18 protein-coding genes are annotated in these 14719 nt (G+C 35.7%); 13 read left to right on the forward strand and 5 right to left on the reverse strand.

The window, feature by feature from the left end; translation table 11 throughout:
- Nucleotides 1-159 precede the first annotated feature (159 nt).
- On the forward strand, nt 160-369 hold the full coding sequence (locus ACB089_RS25190; protein WP_374964460.1) for a hypothetical protein: 210 nt from the start codon (nt 160-162) through the stop codon (nt 367-369).
- On the opposite strand, the gene ACB089_RS25195 is transcribed toward ACB089_RS25190, so the two are convergent.
- Nucleotides 370-1383, reverse strand: coding sequence for a hypothetical protein (locus ACB089_RS25195; protein WP_374964461.1), 1014 nt, complete (start codon nt 1381-1383; stop codon nt 370-372).
- Between the two features lie 341 nt (nt 1384-1724).
- Here ACB089_RS25195 and ACB089_RS25200 point away from each other — a divergent pair, with 341 nt between their 5' ends.
- On the forward strand, nt 1725-1862 hold the full coding sequence (locus tag ACB089_RS25200; protein WP_374964463.1) for a hypothetical protein: 138 nt from the start codon (nt 1725-1727) through the stop codon (nt 1860-1862).
- Between the two features lie 61 nt (nt 1863-1923).
- Nucleotides 1924-2130: a hypothetical protein gene (locus ACB089_RS25205; RefSeq protein ID WP_374964464.1), complete on the forward strand. Its 207-nt coding sequence runs from the start codon at nt 1924-1926 to the stop codon at nt 2128-2130.
- Nucleotides 2131-2146: 16 nt separating this feature from the next.
- Here the strand turns inward: ACB089_RS25205 and psiE are convergent, their stop codons facing one another.
- Nucleotides 2147-2599, reverse strand: a complete 453-nt coding sequence (gene psiE, locus ACB089_RS25210) for a phosphate-starvation-inducible protein PsiE (RefSeq protein ID WP_068985752.1) — start codon at nt 2597-2599, stop codon at nt 2147-2149.
- 221 nt (nt 2600-2820) lie between these two features.
- On the opposite strand from psiE, the gene ACB089_RS25215 reads away from it, so the two are divergent.
- Complete coding sequence (locus ACB089_RS25215) at nt 2821-3045, forward strand: phosphate-starvation-inducible protein PsiE (protein ID WP_368637261.1); 225 nt, start codon at nt 2821-2823, stop codon at nt 3043-3045.
- A 255-nt stretch (nt 3046-3300) separates the two neighbouring features.
- Here ACB089_RS25215 and guaC read toward each other — a convergent pair whose 3' ends face one another.
- Nucleotides 3301-4284: a GMP reductase gene (gene guaC, locus ACB089_RS25220; protein ID WP_068985750.1), complete on the reverse strand. Its 984-nt coding sequence runs from the start codon at nt 4282-4284 to the stop codon at nt 3301-3303.
- Nucleotides 4285-4552: 268 nt separating this feature from the next.
- Here guaC and ACB089_RS25225 point away from each other — a divergent pair, with 268 nt between their 5' ends.
- Nucleotides 4553-4972 (forward strand): VOC family protein, encoded by a 420-nt coding sequence (locus tag ACB089_RS25225; protein ID WP_368637263.1) that lies wholly within the window; start codon nt 4553-4555, stop codon nt 4970-4972.
- Nucleotides 4973-5283: 311 nt separating this feature from the next.
- Nucleotides 5284-5658, forward strand: a complete 375-nt coding sequence (locus ACB089_RS25230; RefSeq protein WP_374964466.1) for a VOC family protein — start codon at nt 5284-5286, stop codon at nt 5656-5658.
- Nucleotides 5659-5796: 138 nt separating this feature from the next.
- Here the strand turns inward: ACB089_RS25230 and ACB089_RS25235 are convergent, their stop codons facing one another.
- Complete coding sequence (locus tag ACB089_RS25235; protein ID WP_374964468.1) at nt 5797-6543, reverse strand: hypothetical protein; 747 nt, start codon at nt 6541-6543, stop codon at nt 5797-5799.
- Between the two features lie 277 nt (nt 6544-6820).
- Between ACB089_RS25235 and ACB089_RS25240 the strand changes: the two genes are divergently transcribed.
- The 7 genes from ACB089_RS25240 (at nt 6821) to ACB089_RS25270 (ending at nt 13172) form a co-directional block, all read left to right on the forward strand.
- Nucleotides 6821-8017 (forward strand): acyl-CoA dehydrogenase family protein, encoded by a 1197-nt coding sequence (locus ACB089_RS25240; RefSeq protein WP_374964469.1) that lies wholly within the window; start codon nt 6821-6823, stop codon nt 8015-8017.
- 3 nt (nt 8018-8020) lie between these two features.
- A complete protein-coding gene (locus tag ACB089_RS25245; protein ID WP_374964470.1) occupies nt 8021-8890 on the forward strand; it encodes a transporter substrate-binding domain-containing protein in 870 nt (289 codons plus the stop codon).
- A 132-nt stretch (nt 8891-9022) separates the two neighbouring features.
- A complete protein-coding gene (locus ACB089_RS25250) occupies nt 9023-9730 on the forward strand; it encodes an amino acid ABC transporter permease (protein WP_374964472.1) in 708 nt (235 codons plus the stop codon).
- A 12-nt stretch (nt 9731-9742) separates the two neighbouring features.
- The gene (locus tag ACB089_RS25255) at nt 9743-10444 is read left to right on the forward strand and encodes an amino acid ABC transporter permease (protein WP_368637269.1); all 702 of its coding nucleotides are present in this window, start codon (nt 9743-9745) and stop codon (nt 10442-10444) included.
- Between the two features lie 13 nt (nt 10445-10457).
- A complete protein-coding gene (locus ACB089_RS25260; protein WP_068985742.1) occupies nt 10458-11213 on the forward strand; it encodes an amino acid ABC transporter ATP-binding protein in 756 nt (251 codons plus the stop codon).
- Between the two features lie 343 nt (nt 11214-11556).
- A complete protein-coding gene (locus ACB089_RS25265; protein ID WP_374964475.1) occupies nt 11557-12513 on the forward strand; it encodes an AAA family ATPase in 957 nt (318 codons plus the stop codon).
- A 23-nt stretch (nt 12514-12536) separates the two neighbouring features.
- Nucleotides 12537-13172, forward strand: coding sequence for an RNA ligase family protein (locus ACB089_RS25270; protein ID WP_374964477.1), 636 nt, complete (start codon nt 12537-12539; stop codon nt 13170-13172).
- A gap of 317 nt (nt 13173-13489) precedes the next feature.
- On the opposite strand, the gene ACB089_RS25275 is transcribed toward ACB089_RS25270, so the two are convergent.
- Nucleotides 13490-14680, reverse strand: a complete 1191-nt coding sequence (locus ACB089_RS25275; protein WP_374964479.1) for a coenzyme F420-0:L-glutamate ligase — start codon at nt 14678-14680, stop codon at nt 13490-13492.
- Between the last annotated feature and the right edge of the window lie 39 nt (nt 14681-14719).

The raw sequence follows: 14719 nt of genomic DNA on the forward strand, positions 1-14719 counted from the left end.
GATTGGAATGGAGGCTGGGCGACTTCTTGGGAACCAGCGACAGGGGAACGAAGGCTAAACCATCACATCCTGTGATAACGCCTCCATGACCTCCATCGTGTAGGCCCAAGCAGCTCATCGGACGCCCCCAGGAAGCTCTGCTCTGCGCGACAGCAACAAATGCTTTCTGTGCGAAAGCGAAGCGACAGCAACAAATGTTTTCTGCGCGAAAGCGAAGCGACAGCAACAAATGCTTTCTGTGCGACAGCGACAAAGCGCGCTCAGGCGGAACGGAAATCAACCACGCGTTATGGTGATGAGCCTATGTTGATGAATTGGAAGAATATTTTACTAGGTATAAAGTTTGTAAACATGCATAAAAATTTATAGCTATTTTCCGATTTTAGCCTTTTTAAAACCACTATAAATATCAAATGCATTTGCTATGATGGTAATAGCAATGCTTAGAAATAATATTCGATCTATAGCAACAAAAATTTTAGCAGAGGTTGTTTCGGTAATCGCAGCGATATAAGGTATAGCGGGACGGTGTATGAAATCAGGATGAATAACTATGAAGATAAAAATAATGATGCCTATACATTGAAGAAGTGTATTTGCTACGGCAATTAACATAGTCCATTGACCGGTCTTCATTTTCCATAATGTTAAAGCTACACTTAAAGCTATCCAAAATAAAACGATTGGTGCAAAGGAGAGTAAGACATCCTGATTAAATATAGGCATAACAAATTTCAGGTCGCCTTTATTGTGGGAAGTATAGATTCCTAAAAGATGATTGGCATTAAAATAGACAAAGGAGAAAATAACGATACCTAAGAGACTAAAAATATTTTCATTACGTGAAATAATTTTTTCTTTAGGAATGATTCTAACTTTTGTTAAATCATCAGGTGTCCATTCTGGATGTTCTTTTAAAATGGGTATTCGAATATTTTTTCCGCCAGATCGTTCAATGATAATGAAAGTAACTGTAATCCAGAACAGTACGTATATGATTACTGAAATAATATGAGCGATCGTTAGAGAAATCGTTTTAATAATGGCAGTCAGAAGTGCACCTTCTCCGTTATAAAGCACAATACTTTCGATCATCTGTACAATAACTGTAATAAGAATTGCCCAAGGAACAACTAATTTTATTGTCCTAATATAAGTGTCAAACACTTTGGGACTTATTAAAAATCGTAGTGTGTTTTGATAGCTTGCTGCAACTTCTACAGGATTTCCTAGCTTTTTGAGCACTTCCTTCATATCTGATTCTGAATAATCTTCAGGTAACATATCTTCAATAGTAGATTTTAGTTTTAGACTGGTATCCTCACGTTTATCTTTCCTGATCCTTTTAGTTACTTCATGAATATATGCATCAATCAAATTCATTCTTTCCTTCTCCCTTCAATAATTCATGCAGTCCTAAGCCCACATTTGAGTCGAGCTATATGTGCTCAACAAATAATATTTCTGAGCTGTACTTTTGGTTGCATCCCAGCTACTTGTAATCACTTTCCTAATCGCTGAGGCAACGAGAATAGTGTATTCTGTTCATGGTTCCTTCCGACTTGCTCGAGATGCTGAATAACCACCTCAGGTTTCAATACTGTCAACATACAGCATCATTTGCGTGTGGTAATATATGTTATTATCAAGACCTGAAATTAATGTGATAAAAATTATGAAAAGAGCGTGCCTTAAAATAAATTTAGTGTAGGGTGGAGATGTATATGAAGGTCTTTGAAAAATTAGTGAAGGAAATAGATTTTATAAACTTTGTTGATATTGTGGTTGGTGCTTATCCAGGAAGGATGGGTGGTTTAGAGCCAACGAGAGAGCAGTTAAAAACACTTTTTATGCACAATTAAAACAATGAGACTTCATGATTTTGAAATGAACCTCTTCTCTAAAGAGGCTATCAATGGTGAAATGAAAATTTTTGAATGTGATCACGATGATGTGGAAATGGTGATAGATATTGCAGAGCGATCTTCTCTTGTTATGGGTGTTGTTACGGTACAAGCGTTATTTATGCTCAGTAAAGTGAAAATTAGTGATGAACAATATTTACATGCACTGCATCAATTCTTCTTTATCCTTGATAAATCACAGCATTTTAGGGAAGCCCCAAAATAGGCATCCCATAAAATTATTATTCTTTTTTCACAAAAAGTGATGAACGTACAGGGCGTTCCAATGGCGTAATATTAATAATAAAATAACTTATAATCAAAATTAAAATAATAAGTGAATAAATTAAGGTGTTGATGGGGTGGTCATGCTCTACGATAATTAATCGAATCATGGCTGTAATACCTATATATATAAAGTACCTTAGAGGAAAATGATAATCCTCTTTAAAATATTTAATAATCATCGTGATAAATTCAAAATACAAAAAGAAAATAAGAATATTAGCGAGGAAAAGCTTATAATCACCGTCGCCCTTGTTGAAAATTAATATTTTAAGAAATTCGATGAGTTCTTTAAAAAGCAAAAAGGATAGAATGAGCGCTAGAAGCACTAAGCAAACATTCAGAAACAGCTGTAAAGATTTCGGCACGGCCTTTATTAGTTGTAAATATGTTGAGTTTTTTGGATCCATGCAATTCCTCCCATCTTATTTACGTATTGATCGTAAATCTCACGTTATATTTCTAGAAATCATTTAGTTCATTATGATTTGAATATAACATTATTTCGTAAATGTTTTAGTACGGTTTTGTAAATTTTTGGTATATGTTCTCAAAAGAAAGTTTTCAAAATAATTTAGCTGTATGCTAAAATAGATGTGCATGAATATAAAATTTAAAAGGGGTTTTTGAAATGGCTAAAGCAGCAAAAACAGATGCAAAAATTACACCAGAGCGTTTAGAAGAAGCGTTAAACGTTCGTGATCGTCTTATTATTGAGTTACTAGTACAAGTACTTGATGAAAAGCTTGTAATTGAACGTCCAGTATTACGTGAGCGTGTAGGAAACCTTGTAGACCTTTCTGATCATGATGCAGAATTAAAAGAAACGATCCACGCTGTTATTAACAAACTATAATCTTAAGGGAAATGCTACACTTCATTGGTAGCATTTTTTCTTTTGTTGAAAAGGTGCATTTTAAATAAGAGGACTGCTCAGATACACCTAGAGAATTGCCCCATCAAGACCTTCCCAATACTCGGTAGCCGTCCCTATATAAACAACTCATATAGATTCTGGAAATTAAGAGGCGTAAATTACTATTAGAATATCGGAATCCAATGAAAAACCCAAACAAGATTCTTTCAATTCTTGTTTGGGTTTGCTTAATTTTTAGTATACTTTATCTCCGTTAAAAATAGAGTTTTTCACGATTACATAATCAACATTTCGAATAGCATCTAGCTTATTGCCACCAGCATAGGAAATAGATGATTGAAGATCTTGTTGCATTTCAATTAAAGTATCTTTGATGCTTCCTTTATGTTCAACATACATCTTTTTACCTTCAACATTTTTGCGTTCACCTTTTTGGAATTCAGATGCAGAGCCAAAGTATTCCTTCACAGTTTTACCGTCGATTTCGATTGTTTCACCAGGTGACTCTTCATGACCTGCAAATAATGATCCAATCATCACCATTGAAGCACCAAAACGAACAGATTTTGCAATATCACCATGTGTACGAATACCACCATCAGCGATAATTGGTTTTGTAGCAGCTTTTGCACACCAGCGTAGTGCAGCTAGCTGCCAACCGCCTGTACCAAAACCAGTTTTGATTTTAGTAATACATACTTTACCTGGTCCAATACCAACTTTTGTTGCATCTGCACCAGCGTTTTCAAGCTCACGTACTGCTTCAGGTGTACCTACATTCCCAGCAATAACAAAGCTATTTGGTAGATGTTTTTTGATATGTTGAATCATACGAATGACAGCATTTGAATGCCCATGTGCAATGTCGATTGTAATAAATTCAGGCACTAAATGAGCAGCTGCTAATTCTTCAATAAATGCATATTCTTCTTCTTTTACACCAACGCTAATTGAAGCGATTAATCCACGACCATGCATATCTTTGATGAAATCAGCTCGTGTCTCTGGATTAAAACGGTGCATAATATAAAAGTAACCGTTTTCAGCAAGCTTCAAAGCAAGACGTTCGTCGATAATTGTTTGCATGTTTGCCGGTACTACAGGAAGTTTGAATGTATGACCGCCTAAAGTAACGGAAGTATCACATTCAGAACGACTTTCTACAATACACTTTGCGGGAATTAGTTGAATATCTTCATAGTCAAATACGTTATCCATTATATACACTCCTGAAATACGAATATTTTTTAAGATTTGTTTAATATTGTTCGCCTTTTGTAATTTACATGATTATCGAGTAAATGTCAAAGCTTTTGTCCAAATAAATAAAAAATTAGTAGGCGAGAATGGGGATTACCTCTTTTTTTATCCTCCTTTATTAATTGGAAGGCTCTTATTCCAAAATAAGCTTATCTAAAATTTGTATTATGATTTGCTATCCATGTACAATAGAATTGTTTCAAAAATTGACAAGGGAGTGTTGGAAATGGCAGTAGAAGTATACTTAATTTTTAATGGGAATTGTCGAGAGGCAGTATCGTTTTATGAGAAAGTTTTTGATACGGACAAGGCTGAAATTATGACATTTGGTGATTCACCACAAAATCCAAATTATCAATTACCTGAAGAAGCTAAAGACCTTGTAATGCATACACGACTTTCGATTTTCGGTAGTACTGTAATGTTTTCAGACACATTTCCAGGCTCACCGTTCACAATCGGTAACAATGTAACATTAGCTGTTGTCTCAAGTGATGAGGATAAGATGCGAAAAGCTTTTGAGGCTCTTAAAGATGGTGGAAAGGTTACTATGGAGCTGCAAGAAACATTTTGGAGCAAATGTTACGGCTCACTAACTGATAAATTCGGTATTGAATGGCAATTTAGTCATGAGGAAAATAAATAATAACAATGCTAAAAAGCACGATGAATGGGGAAACCCTTTTTTATCGTGCTTTCTTTTTAGTATGTAAAAAGATTTAAATAGCTTTGCGTAGACTCTTAATAATACTTGCGAATTTTTTACTCGTATTTTTTGATAGTTGTAGACCAACCTGGACATCAGCCGAAGCCTCATTACGAATAAGTATTTTGAAATACGAGAGTAGTAACTATATCAATTAATACATCGAAATTCTTCGAAAAACGATTATTAATATGACATATATAGCTACATTTTGATGTATACTAATGCTCAAAAGAGGAGGGAATTGCTTCATGATTCGACAAATTGGACAAGTAATGCTGTATGTAAATGATCAGGAAACTGCCGTTAAGTTTTGGACAGAAAAAATCGGTTTCGTTGTAGTTGCTGACCAGGAAGAGGCGGGAATGCGCTGGATTGAAATTGCGCCAACTAAAGGAGCTCAAACTACTTTGATTTTACACAATAAAGAAATCATTGCCAAAATGCAACCTGAATTAAATTTAGGGACACCTTCTATTATGCTTTATGCAGATCAAATAGAAAATCTGTATCAAGATTTCCAAGCAAAGGGCGTTAAAGTAGGGGATTTAGTCATGATGCCAATGGGTAGAGTCTTTAATTTCGCTGATCACGAAAATAATTATTTCGCATTGGTAGAAAAATAAATCATGGTTGTTCTATAAGTAAAAAATTTAAAGGGAATCTGTCCGATTTCGATTGTTCCATGTAGAAGTCGAGCAGATTCTTGCTTTTTATTCTTATAGAAATTGTAGTTATTTATCCCGCAATAACGGGCAGTAAGTCTATTTTAAGTCTTCTCCGAAAATCCCCACAGTTTGGCGGTCAATTGTAAATTCATAACCGTTCCATTTTAGAATGTTTTCGACATAACCTAATCGATCAGCATGAAATCTGCCTGCAATCGCTTGATAAGATAAAATCTCATATATTCCATCACGCTCAAAGTCCACTGGATACAATCCACTGATTGGATCAACCCATCCTTCAATAGGCTGCTTTAGGGTACCATTTTGATTATAAATTTCCGCTAAATAATCCGGTCCCTTGTATTGTAAATCGATGATATATTGCTTTTTAGGATTCATACTACGGACAGCTACTTTGTATTGATCTTGATAATTGACCGTGTACTTTAGTTTATTATTAAATGATTCTGCATCAAAAATTGAGCGTATTTTCCCGTTTATTGAGGAGAATATTTCACCGTTGATAATACCTCCACTGCCACCAGTATCGGAAATAGCTAAAATATCATCTAGATGATTGCCGGTAAAGTCACCTAAAAATATAGTTGGATTATAGCCAACGTTTTGTTTGAGCATTATTTTTTCAAATTGTTGTGTATTTCCATAAAAAATAACAAGTGTTAGGTTTTGCCACAATGGGCTATCCGGCGTTTTAGTTCCCATTAAAAGAACTGTTTCGAGATAGCCATCACCATTAATATCTCCAAATTTCGTCTGAATAATCTGAGGAGCCATAGGTGAGATAGCGATATTATTTAAAGATGGATTCATATTATTGGTCATACATACACCTCTTTCTTTAGTTTTAGCATATGTTGTAAATATGGCTTGGTGAGTAAAATGTAGAAATATAAACAACATATATCATATAAAACCAATAAAAAAACTTATAATAACTCATTGACATTTCCAAATGTGGGAAGTATCATAAGTGTCAACGAATCAGAAAATTCAGTACGAATTATAATCTCGCTACTAAAATGTAGTTAGAGATTTTTTTACAACATTAATTCTTAGTAAATGTATATGTTTTATATAATTTAGGAAGAAGGAGATTTTCTTGAAGGATTTATTTATTAAAACAAAGCGACAAGAGTATTGGCTTGAACAGCTAGCATCTATTTCTGAGCCAATCAAGGCTGAGGCCAAAGAGGTAGACGAACAATCTCGGTTTCCATTCGAAGCACATAAGTTACTTTTGCAAATTGGTTACCCAAAACTAACTTTGCCAAAAGAATATGGCGGTGAAGGTTTATCCGTCTATGATATGGTGCTCGTTCAAGAAACGTTAGCGAGCTATGATGAGAATGCCTCACTCTCACTAGGATGGACATTAGGTGTGGTAGGTGAACTATATGAGAAAAAGCTATGGACAGAGGATTTACTCAGTCTCTTTGCTCAAGAAATAAACAACGGTGCAATTATAAATAGGGCCGTGAGTGAAGTGGCAACTGGGAGTCCAACACGTGGAGGGCGACCAGGAACAAACGCGGTCTCTATAGAAGAAGGATGGCTCTTAAATGGACGTAAAATCTTTACGACGGCTTCTCCGGTCCTAGATTATTTCTTAACATCAGCTTGGATTGAGGAAAAAAATAAAATCGGCTTCTTCCTTATTCATAAAGATATCCAAGGGCTTTCAATCGAAGAAAACTGGGAAATGTCAGCGATGCGAGGTACTAGTAGCCATGATCTAGTTTTAAAGGATGTAATTGTCCCTGTAAGTCATTTGGTAGAATTGCCAAGTCATCCAAGCGGTGGCAAGATAAATGGTTGGATTCTACATATCCCAGCAACGTACTTAGGTATTGCGCAGGCAGCTCGTGATTATGCATTACATTTTGCCAATCATCATCAACCAAATAGCTTGAATGCTCCAATTAGTACATTACCAAATGTACAGCAACTTCTAGGCGATATTGAATTGATGCTACATCAGGCACGCTTTGTGCTATATGGAGTAGCTGAGGCTTATGATGACCCAGCTAGGCGTGAGCTTATAACAAATGAAATGGCAGTTGCTAAGCATACGGTAACCAATTTGGCGATTGAAATTGTAGATAAGGCAATGCGTGTAGTAGGTGCGAAAAGCTTACAATTAACAAATCCATTGCAACGCTATTATCGAAATGTTCGTGCAGGGCTTCATAATCCACCGATGGATGATATGACCATTATTAAATTGGCAAATGCTGCGATTGAACAGCAGAAATCGGATGAAATCAATGACAAAACCGTAGAGAATAAGGGGAAATGATAGATGTTTAAACAAAAGAAAAAGATTTTTCAATTGGCAGCAATCGGATTGGCTTCACTTGCTATTTTAGCAGGCTGTAATTCAGGCGAGACTTCAGACAAAGACTCGGAGGATGGCGTGAAAGTACGTACAGTAAAAGTTGCATTTGACCAGGCGTCTAAGCCAATTAGTTATCTAGATGATAAAGGAAATCCAACAGGCTACGATGTGGAAGTCATGAAGCTAGTGGATGAACTATTACCTGAATATAAGTTTGAATATGTAGGGACAACGAGCGACGATTTATTAATTGGTGTAGAGCAGGGGAAATATCAAGTAGGTGTAAAAAACGCATTCTTTACGCAGGAACGTACAGAGAAATTTATTTTCCCTAAAGAATTTTTAGGCTTAAGTAGTGCAGGTTTAGTTTTACGCAAAGAAGATGAAGCTGTGAAAACTTTAGCCGACTTTGCTAAAAAGGGTTATTCATTAGCACCAATTGCTGCGAATAATGCTCAATACACAATTATTGATGAATATAATAAGGCCAACCCTGACAATCAAGTTAAATTACAGGCTGGAGATGCATTTACTATCGATGTCGTGCAATGGGTAAATGAAAAACGTGTCGATGGTGGTGTCATGATTGAAGGTCCATTTAAACAACAAGTTTTAGCAGAAGATGGCCCATATCATAACTTAAAGGATGAAGTAGTGTACAACGAATTTGCCGTTATTAAAACATGGCCATTGTTCAATAAAAAGGAACAGGAATTTGCAGACGCTTACGATAAAGCGATCACTCAAATTAAAGAACAGAAGAAAACAAATGAATTAAGCACTAAGTTTTACGGCCGAGATTTATTTGAAGTGTTAGAAACTGTGAATCGCTAATAATAATTTCTCTTTTACAGTTGGTACTGAATAAAAGGCTGTTGAGTCAGTAAACTCAGCAGTCTTTATTCATACAAAAGAGCATTAAAACTTATGCTATAGTCCAAACATTTAATAAAAGTTGGTGAGGAAATGGAGAAGTATTTTGATGCATCATACATTTGGAACTCAATTCCTGTATTATTGCCGTTTTTAAAAGTTACCTTCTTAGTCGCAGGGTCTTCCATTGTCCTAGGCACAATTTTTGGCTTACTTATAGCGGCTGCCAAGTTAAGTTCAATAAAATTATTACAAAAATTAGCAAACTTATATACAACGATTATGCGTTGTACACCGTCGATTGTCTTATTATTTCTCGTCTATTATGGTGTTCCGGCATTAGCGGAAAACTTCGGCATAAATCTCCATTCAATTGAAACAGCCATTTTCGTAGTCGTAACATTTACTTTGCAGTTTGCAGCGATTATGTCAGAGGTTATTCGTTCTGCCTATTTAGCTATTAATAAAGGGCAATTTGAAGCGGCGGTTAGTGTAGGATTAACACCATTTCAGGCATATCGACGTATTATTTTCCCACAGGCACTCGTTATCGCATTACCGAACTTTGGGAATGGAATGATTGCGTTATTACAAGAGGGCGCGCTTGCTTATACAATCGGCTTAATTGACATTGTCGGAAAAGCAAATTTAATTATCGCAAGTAATATTAATGCACATGCATTAGAAATATATATTGCCTTAGCGATTGTTTACTGGGTGCTGTCGATTATTATAGAAAAGTTCTTTGCTATGCTAGAGAAGTTTTTTGGCAAGGGGAAAAAGACATTAGAAACGACGTAAGGAGGCGTAACCATGAATTATCAATTTTTAATTGAAACATTTTTTGTTGCATTAACAGGTGTACCTATCGCGCTCCTTGTGACAGTTGTTGCTTTGCTCGTTGCCCTGCCACTTGGTTTTATACTGGCACTAACACGGATTAATAAAATCCCGGTGATCCATCATATAGCAAAAATCTATGTTTCCTTTGTACGAGGTACACCGATCATTATTCAAATCTTTATTGTTTATAGTAGTATCCCACTACTACTTAAAGCTATTTTTGAAAAATATAATATTACGTATGATATTTATAAAATTAATCCAATTTGGTATGCATTTATTGTCTTCGCCTTTAGTACGACTGCGATTTTAATAGAAGTATTTCGTTCTGCTTTAAGTACAATTGAAAAAGGCCAACTAGAGGCTGCTCATGCTGTAGGCTTATCAACATTTCAAGCTTATCGCCGTATTATTATTCCGCAAGCTTTAGTAGTGGCTATGCCAAATATTTGTACGGCTACAGTCAATCTCATTAAAGCGACATCTTTAGGCTATGCAATGTCCTTACCTGAAATTACATTAAAGGCTAAGGTAGCTGCAAATGTTGGCTACAATTACGTAGAAGCATATATTGATATTTTCATTGTGTACTTAATTTTATGTAGTACAGTTGAATACATTTTTAAACGATATGAAAAATATTTAAGCAAATTCAAAGTGGCAAAAGCTTAAGGGGTGAACGCGCATGTTAGAGATTAAAAATATTCATAAATCATTTGGTGACAATGAAATTTTAAAGGGTGTCGATTTAGCCATTGATAAAGGTGATGTTGTTGTTATTTTAGGTCCCAGCGGCTCGGGAAAAACGACATTATTACGTTGCATTAACTTTTTGGAAAAAGCCGATCAAGGACATGCGACATTTGGTGATATTCAAGTGGATTTTCAAAATGTGAAGAAGAAGGACGTACATTCCATTCGTCAACGTGTAGCCTTTGTATTCCAAAACTATAATCTTTTCACGAATAAAACAGCGCTAGAAAATGTGACAGAAGGGCTTATTATAGGACGTAAAGTTCCAAAGGCAGAGGCCATTGAAATTGGCAAAAAAGCGCTAGATAAAGTAGGTTTATCAGAAAAATACGATTCCTATCCAAGTCAATTGTCTGGTGGTCAACAACAGCGAGTTGGTATTGCGCGAGCAGTGGCGTTAAATCCGGATATTATTTTATTTGACGAACCAACTTCCGCACTTGACCCAGAGCTAGTGGGGGAAGTCCTTCAGGTTATGAAAAACATTGCGGCTGAGGGAACAACGATGCTTGTTGTCACACATGAAATGGGCTTTGCCAAAGACGTCGCAAACCGAGTAATTTTTATGGACGGTGGTGTCGTTGTAGAGGAAGGTAGCCCTCACGATATATTCGTTAATCCGAAAGAGGAGCGCACGAAGAAATTCTTAAAACGTGTTATTCCAGAGGATTATACGTACTACATTTAAGAAAGAAATATAGTCTAGTGATTTTTTGTAAAATATTGATATTATAAAGTTATAATAGAATATCAAATTTTTAATAAAAACTGTTCCGAAAAAGTTGGAGCAGTCTTTTTTTAGCCGGATTTTCCCTTTCTGAAGAACGTTACTTTTTATGGATAGCCACCAATATTTTGGTATGACATCATATATATATGTTGATTGGGTAATTCCTTGGGGACAGCGATAGAGTTCGAAAATTAATCTCCGCACTTTAAAGTTAAGCCGGTGATTAATTTTTGATCTAGAATAGCTTCGTAATAAGGGAGAATAGAGGTTAATATATGACACTTGAAAGGGGGTGAAAAAAATGAAGGTGATATTTACAGTAGGGCTACCGGGGAGTGGCAAAAGCACGTTTGTTAAGAGTCTAGCAAAAAGCGAAAATGCGCTTATTCTTTCAAGTGATACTATACGTCAAGAGTTGTTCGGTGACGCTACAAAGCAGCAATCGCGAATAGTATTCCGTGTTTTGTATGAGCGTTTGAATGAATGTGTAGCCAAAGGTCAATCGGTTATTGTTGATGCGACAAATATTGAACGGGAACGTAGAATATTTGCACTAGGTAAATTGTCTAGTAATGTGAAAGTTGTATGCTATTATTTTGATACACCTTACGAATTGTGTGTAACAAGAAATCAACAAAGAAAGAGGGAAGTTCCGTTAGTGATAATGGATAAAATGAGGAAGAACCTAGAGTTTCCGATAATAGGAGAAGGATTTGATGAGGTGCATATTGTACATGAAGCGAGTCCATATGAAATCTCAAAAAACCAATTTATTTCACTAATCCAAAGCCAGCCCACATATGAGGGGCTATTTCGGGCGTTAAAATCAGTCCAACTATTTGAAGAGATTTATCGGTTTAATCAAGAAAATCCATACCATCAATTTTTACTATGCCAGCATACGTATTTTGTTTATGAATATATGAACGAATACTATATGGAAAGTGACAAGCTAGCATTACAAATAGCCGCTTTATTCCATGATGTAGGCAAACCATTTTGTAAAAAATATAAAGAATTACAACAAAGATATGGATATTACGGACATGAAAATGTATCTGCCCAAATGGTATGTCATTTTTTATTAGAGCTAGGATTTGAAGAAGACTTTGTTTTAAAGGTTGTTAATTTAGTGCAATTTCATATGTTAATTCAATACGGGGGCGATAAGGGAGGAAGTAAGATTTATCATTTATTAGATGGTGACTTATTAACAAAACTTTATTTCTTTCGTGAAGCAGATCAATTTGCTAAATAGGTGTAAGTAAAGGAAGTGAGTTTATGACCAATTTAAAGAAATACCCAAGAAGCTTTCATTTGCCGTGGAGTAGAGGATATACACATGACGATAAGGTTGCTAAAAATGTGGATCATTTTATTGGGAAAGAGGTTGTTGTAACAGAAAAATTAGATGGTGAAGGAACAACACTTTATCGAGACTATATGCATGCTAGAAGCTTAAATTCAGGAGATCACCCATCTAGGCACTGGGTAAAAACGTTTCATGCTAACTTTGCATTTCAGATTCCAGATGATTGGAGATTATGTGGTGAAAATGTTTTTGCCAAACACTCCATTTACTATAATGAGTTAACGAGCTACTTTTATTTATTTAGTATTTGGAATGAAAAAAATATTTGTTTAAGCTGGGATGAAACAGTCGACTATGCAGCTGAACTGGGTATTGAAACGGTACCTGTTTTATATCGAGGCATTTTCGATGAAGAAAAAATAAAGAAGACTTTTACAGGAAAATCACTTCTTGGGGGTGAGCAGGAAGGGTATGTTATTAGAAATACGGCTGCCTTTCATTATGATGATTTTCAATATAATCTAGGGAAATGTGTTAGACAGAATCATGTTCGAACAAGTGAACATTGGTTAAATGAAGAAATGATTCCTAATCACCTGAAATAAGTTTTGTTTGAAAAGATTTAATCTACTATAAAGCAAAAGGACTGAGAAAAATGTAATTCTTAATGGGGTAATAATACATAATGTATATGAGGAAGTATGCAGTGGGTGGCATGTCCCTTTACGGGATTTACAGGTTCGATTCCTGTCATCCTCACTAAAAAATACCGTGATAAATTGAATGACAAAAATAAAAGTTAACAATAATTCGACACTATATTATAGGGGCAGTACGTGTAAAAAAAACTGCTATTATAAAAATATGTCACTATAAGAAAACGAACTCCCACTTCTGTTAGGGAGTTCGTTTTCTTATAGCTTTATTTTGTATAGTTATCGAAATAACCTTGAATATAAATCATAGGTGTTCCTTTATCACCTGAACCAGAAGTTAGGTCAGATAGTGAACCAATTAAGTCTGTTAAGCGACGAGGTGTTGTACCTTGAGCAGCCATTTGCCCAGTTAAATCTTCATCTTTGTTTTGAATATATTCAGAGATTGCTGCTTTTAGCTCTTCACCACGAAGATTTGCGAAATCGTTATCTGCTAAATATTTCAGCTTTACTTCGTTTGGTGTGCCATCTAATCCGGCAGTGTATGCAGGAGATACAACAGGGTCAGCTAACTCCCAAATTTTGCCTACAGGATCTTTGAATGCGCCATCGCCGTAGATCATTACTTCAACTGTTTTACCAGTAGCTTCTTTGATTTTTGCTTGAATGCCGTCAACAATTGGTTGGCAAGTGTGTGGGAATAATTTTATGCTATCTTCAGTTGCTTTATTTGAACCAAGTAGACCATATTCCGCATTGAAGCCAGAACCGTTATTAGTTATAGATAAAATATTATCAAGACTGTATACTTTTTCAGCGCCGTTTGCCATTAAAATACGTTTTGTACGTAAGCGTGAATGAATATCACAAGCTAATACACTCTTTGTATAGTCTAAAATAGTTTTTGGGTTGTTTGAAAAGATAACTTCACAAGCTGCGCCTTCAGCTTCGATTAATTCTTTGTAGTATTCAATATAATCTACACCTGTAAAAGTGTGTTTTTTATAGCCGAAATGTTCACGGAATTCAACTTCTGTTAAAGTATCTGTCCAAGGGTTAATACCTTTTACGTCTAGTTCATCAATATCAACTAAGTGGTTACCAACCTCATCAGATGGATAGCTTAGCATAAGAACAACTTTCTTCACGCCCTTAGCGATACCACGTAAGCAGTTAGCGAAACGGTTACGGCTTAGAATTGGGAAAATAACACCTACAGTATCGTCACCAAATTTAGCAGCCACGTCCGCTGCAATGTCATCGATCGATGCATAGTTACCTTGTGCACGTGCTACGACAGATTCTGTTACTGTTACAATGTCACGGTCCTCAATTGAATAGCCTTCTGTCTTTGCTGCGTTTAATACTGTATCAACAACGATTTGCTCAATATTATCGCCTTCGTTAATAATTGGACCACGAAGACCTCTTACTACTGTACCAACTACACGTTCCAAAATAATCTCTCCTCATTAATGGTAAATGTATGTTAAATA

This window comes from Lysinibacillus sp. RS10 (assembly GCF_041956855.1).
Classification (GTDB): domain Bacteria; phylum Bacillota; class Bacilli; order Bacillales_A; family Planococcaceae; genus Lysinibacillus; species Lysinibacillus xylanilyticus_A.

Bases quoted from the DNA above. Each gene is read 5' to 3' on its own strand.
- psiE (WP_068985752.1), bottom strand. From the start codon at position 2,599: ATGGATCCAAAAAACTCAACATATTTACAACTAATAAAGGCCGTGCCG.
- ACB089_RS25195 (WP_374964461.1), bottom strand. From the start codon at position 1,383: ATGAATTTGATTGATGCATATATTCATGAAGTAACTAAAAGGATCAGG.
- guaC (WP_068985750.1), bottom strand. From the start codon at position 4,284: ATGGATAACGTATTTGACTATGAAGATATTCAACTAATTCCCGCAAAG.
- ACB089_RS25215 (WP_368637261.1), top strand. From the start codon at position 2,821: ATGGCTAAAGCAGCAAAAACAGATGCAAAAATTACACCAGAGCGTTTA.
- ACB089_RS25250 (WP_374964472.1), top strand. From the start codon at position 9,023: ATGGAGAAGTATTTTGATGCATCATACATTTGGAACTCAATTCCTGTA.
- ACB089_RS25225 (WP_368637263.1), top strand. From the start codon at position 4,553: ATGGCAGTAGAAGTATACTTAATTTTTAATGGGAATTGTCGAGAGGCA.
- ACB089_RS25200 (WP_374964463.1), top strand. From the start codon at position 1,725: ATGAAGGTCTTTGAAAAATTAGTGAAGGAAATAGATTTTATAAACTTT.
- ACB089_RS25260 (WP_068985742.1), top strand. From the start codon at position 10,458: ATGTTAGAGATTAAAAATATTCATAAATCATTTGGTGACAATGAAATT.
- ACB089_RS25205 (WP_374964464.1), top strand. From the start codon at position 1,924: ATGAAAATTTTTGAATGTGATCACGATGATGTGGAAATGGTGATAGAT.
- ACB089_RS25190 (WP_374964460.1), top strand. From the start codon at position 160: ATGCTTTCTGTGCGAAAGCGAAGCGACAGCAACAAATGTTTTCTGCGC.
- ACB089_RS25230 (WP_374964466.1), top strand. From the start codon at position 5,284: ATGATTCGACAAATTGGACAAGTAATGCTGTATGTAAATGATCAGGAA.
- ACB089_RS25265 (WP_374964475.1), top strand. From the start codon at position 11,557: ATGAAGGTGATATTTACAGTAGGGCTACCGGGGAGTGGCAAAAGCACG.
- ACB089_RS25255 (WP_368637269.1), top strand. From the start codon at position 9,743: ATGAATTATCAATTTTTAATTGAAACATTTTTTGTTGCATTAACAGGT.
- ACB089_RS25235 (WP_374964468.1), bottom strand. From the start codon at position 6,543: ATGACCAATAATATGAATCCATCTTTAAATAATATCGCTATCTCACCT.
- ACB089_RS25270 (WP_374964477.1), top strand. From the start codon at position 12,537: ATGACCAATTTAAAGAAATACCCAAGAAGCTTTCATTTGCCGTGGAGT.
- ACB089_RS25245 (WP_374964470.1), top strand. From the start codon at position 8,021: ATGTTTAAACAAAAGAAAAAGATTTTTCAATTGGCAGCAATCGGATTG.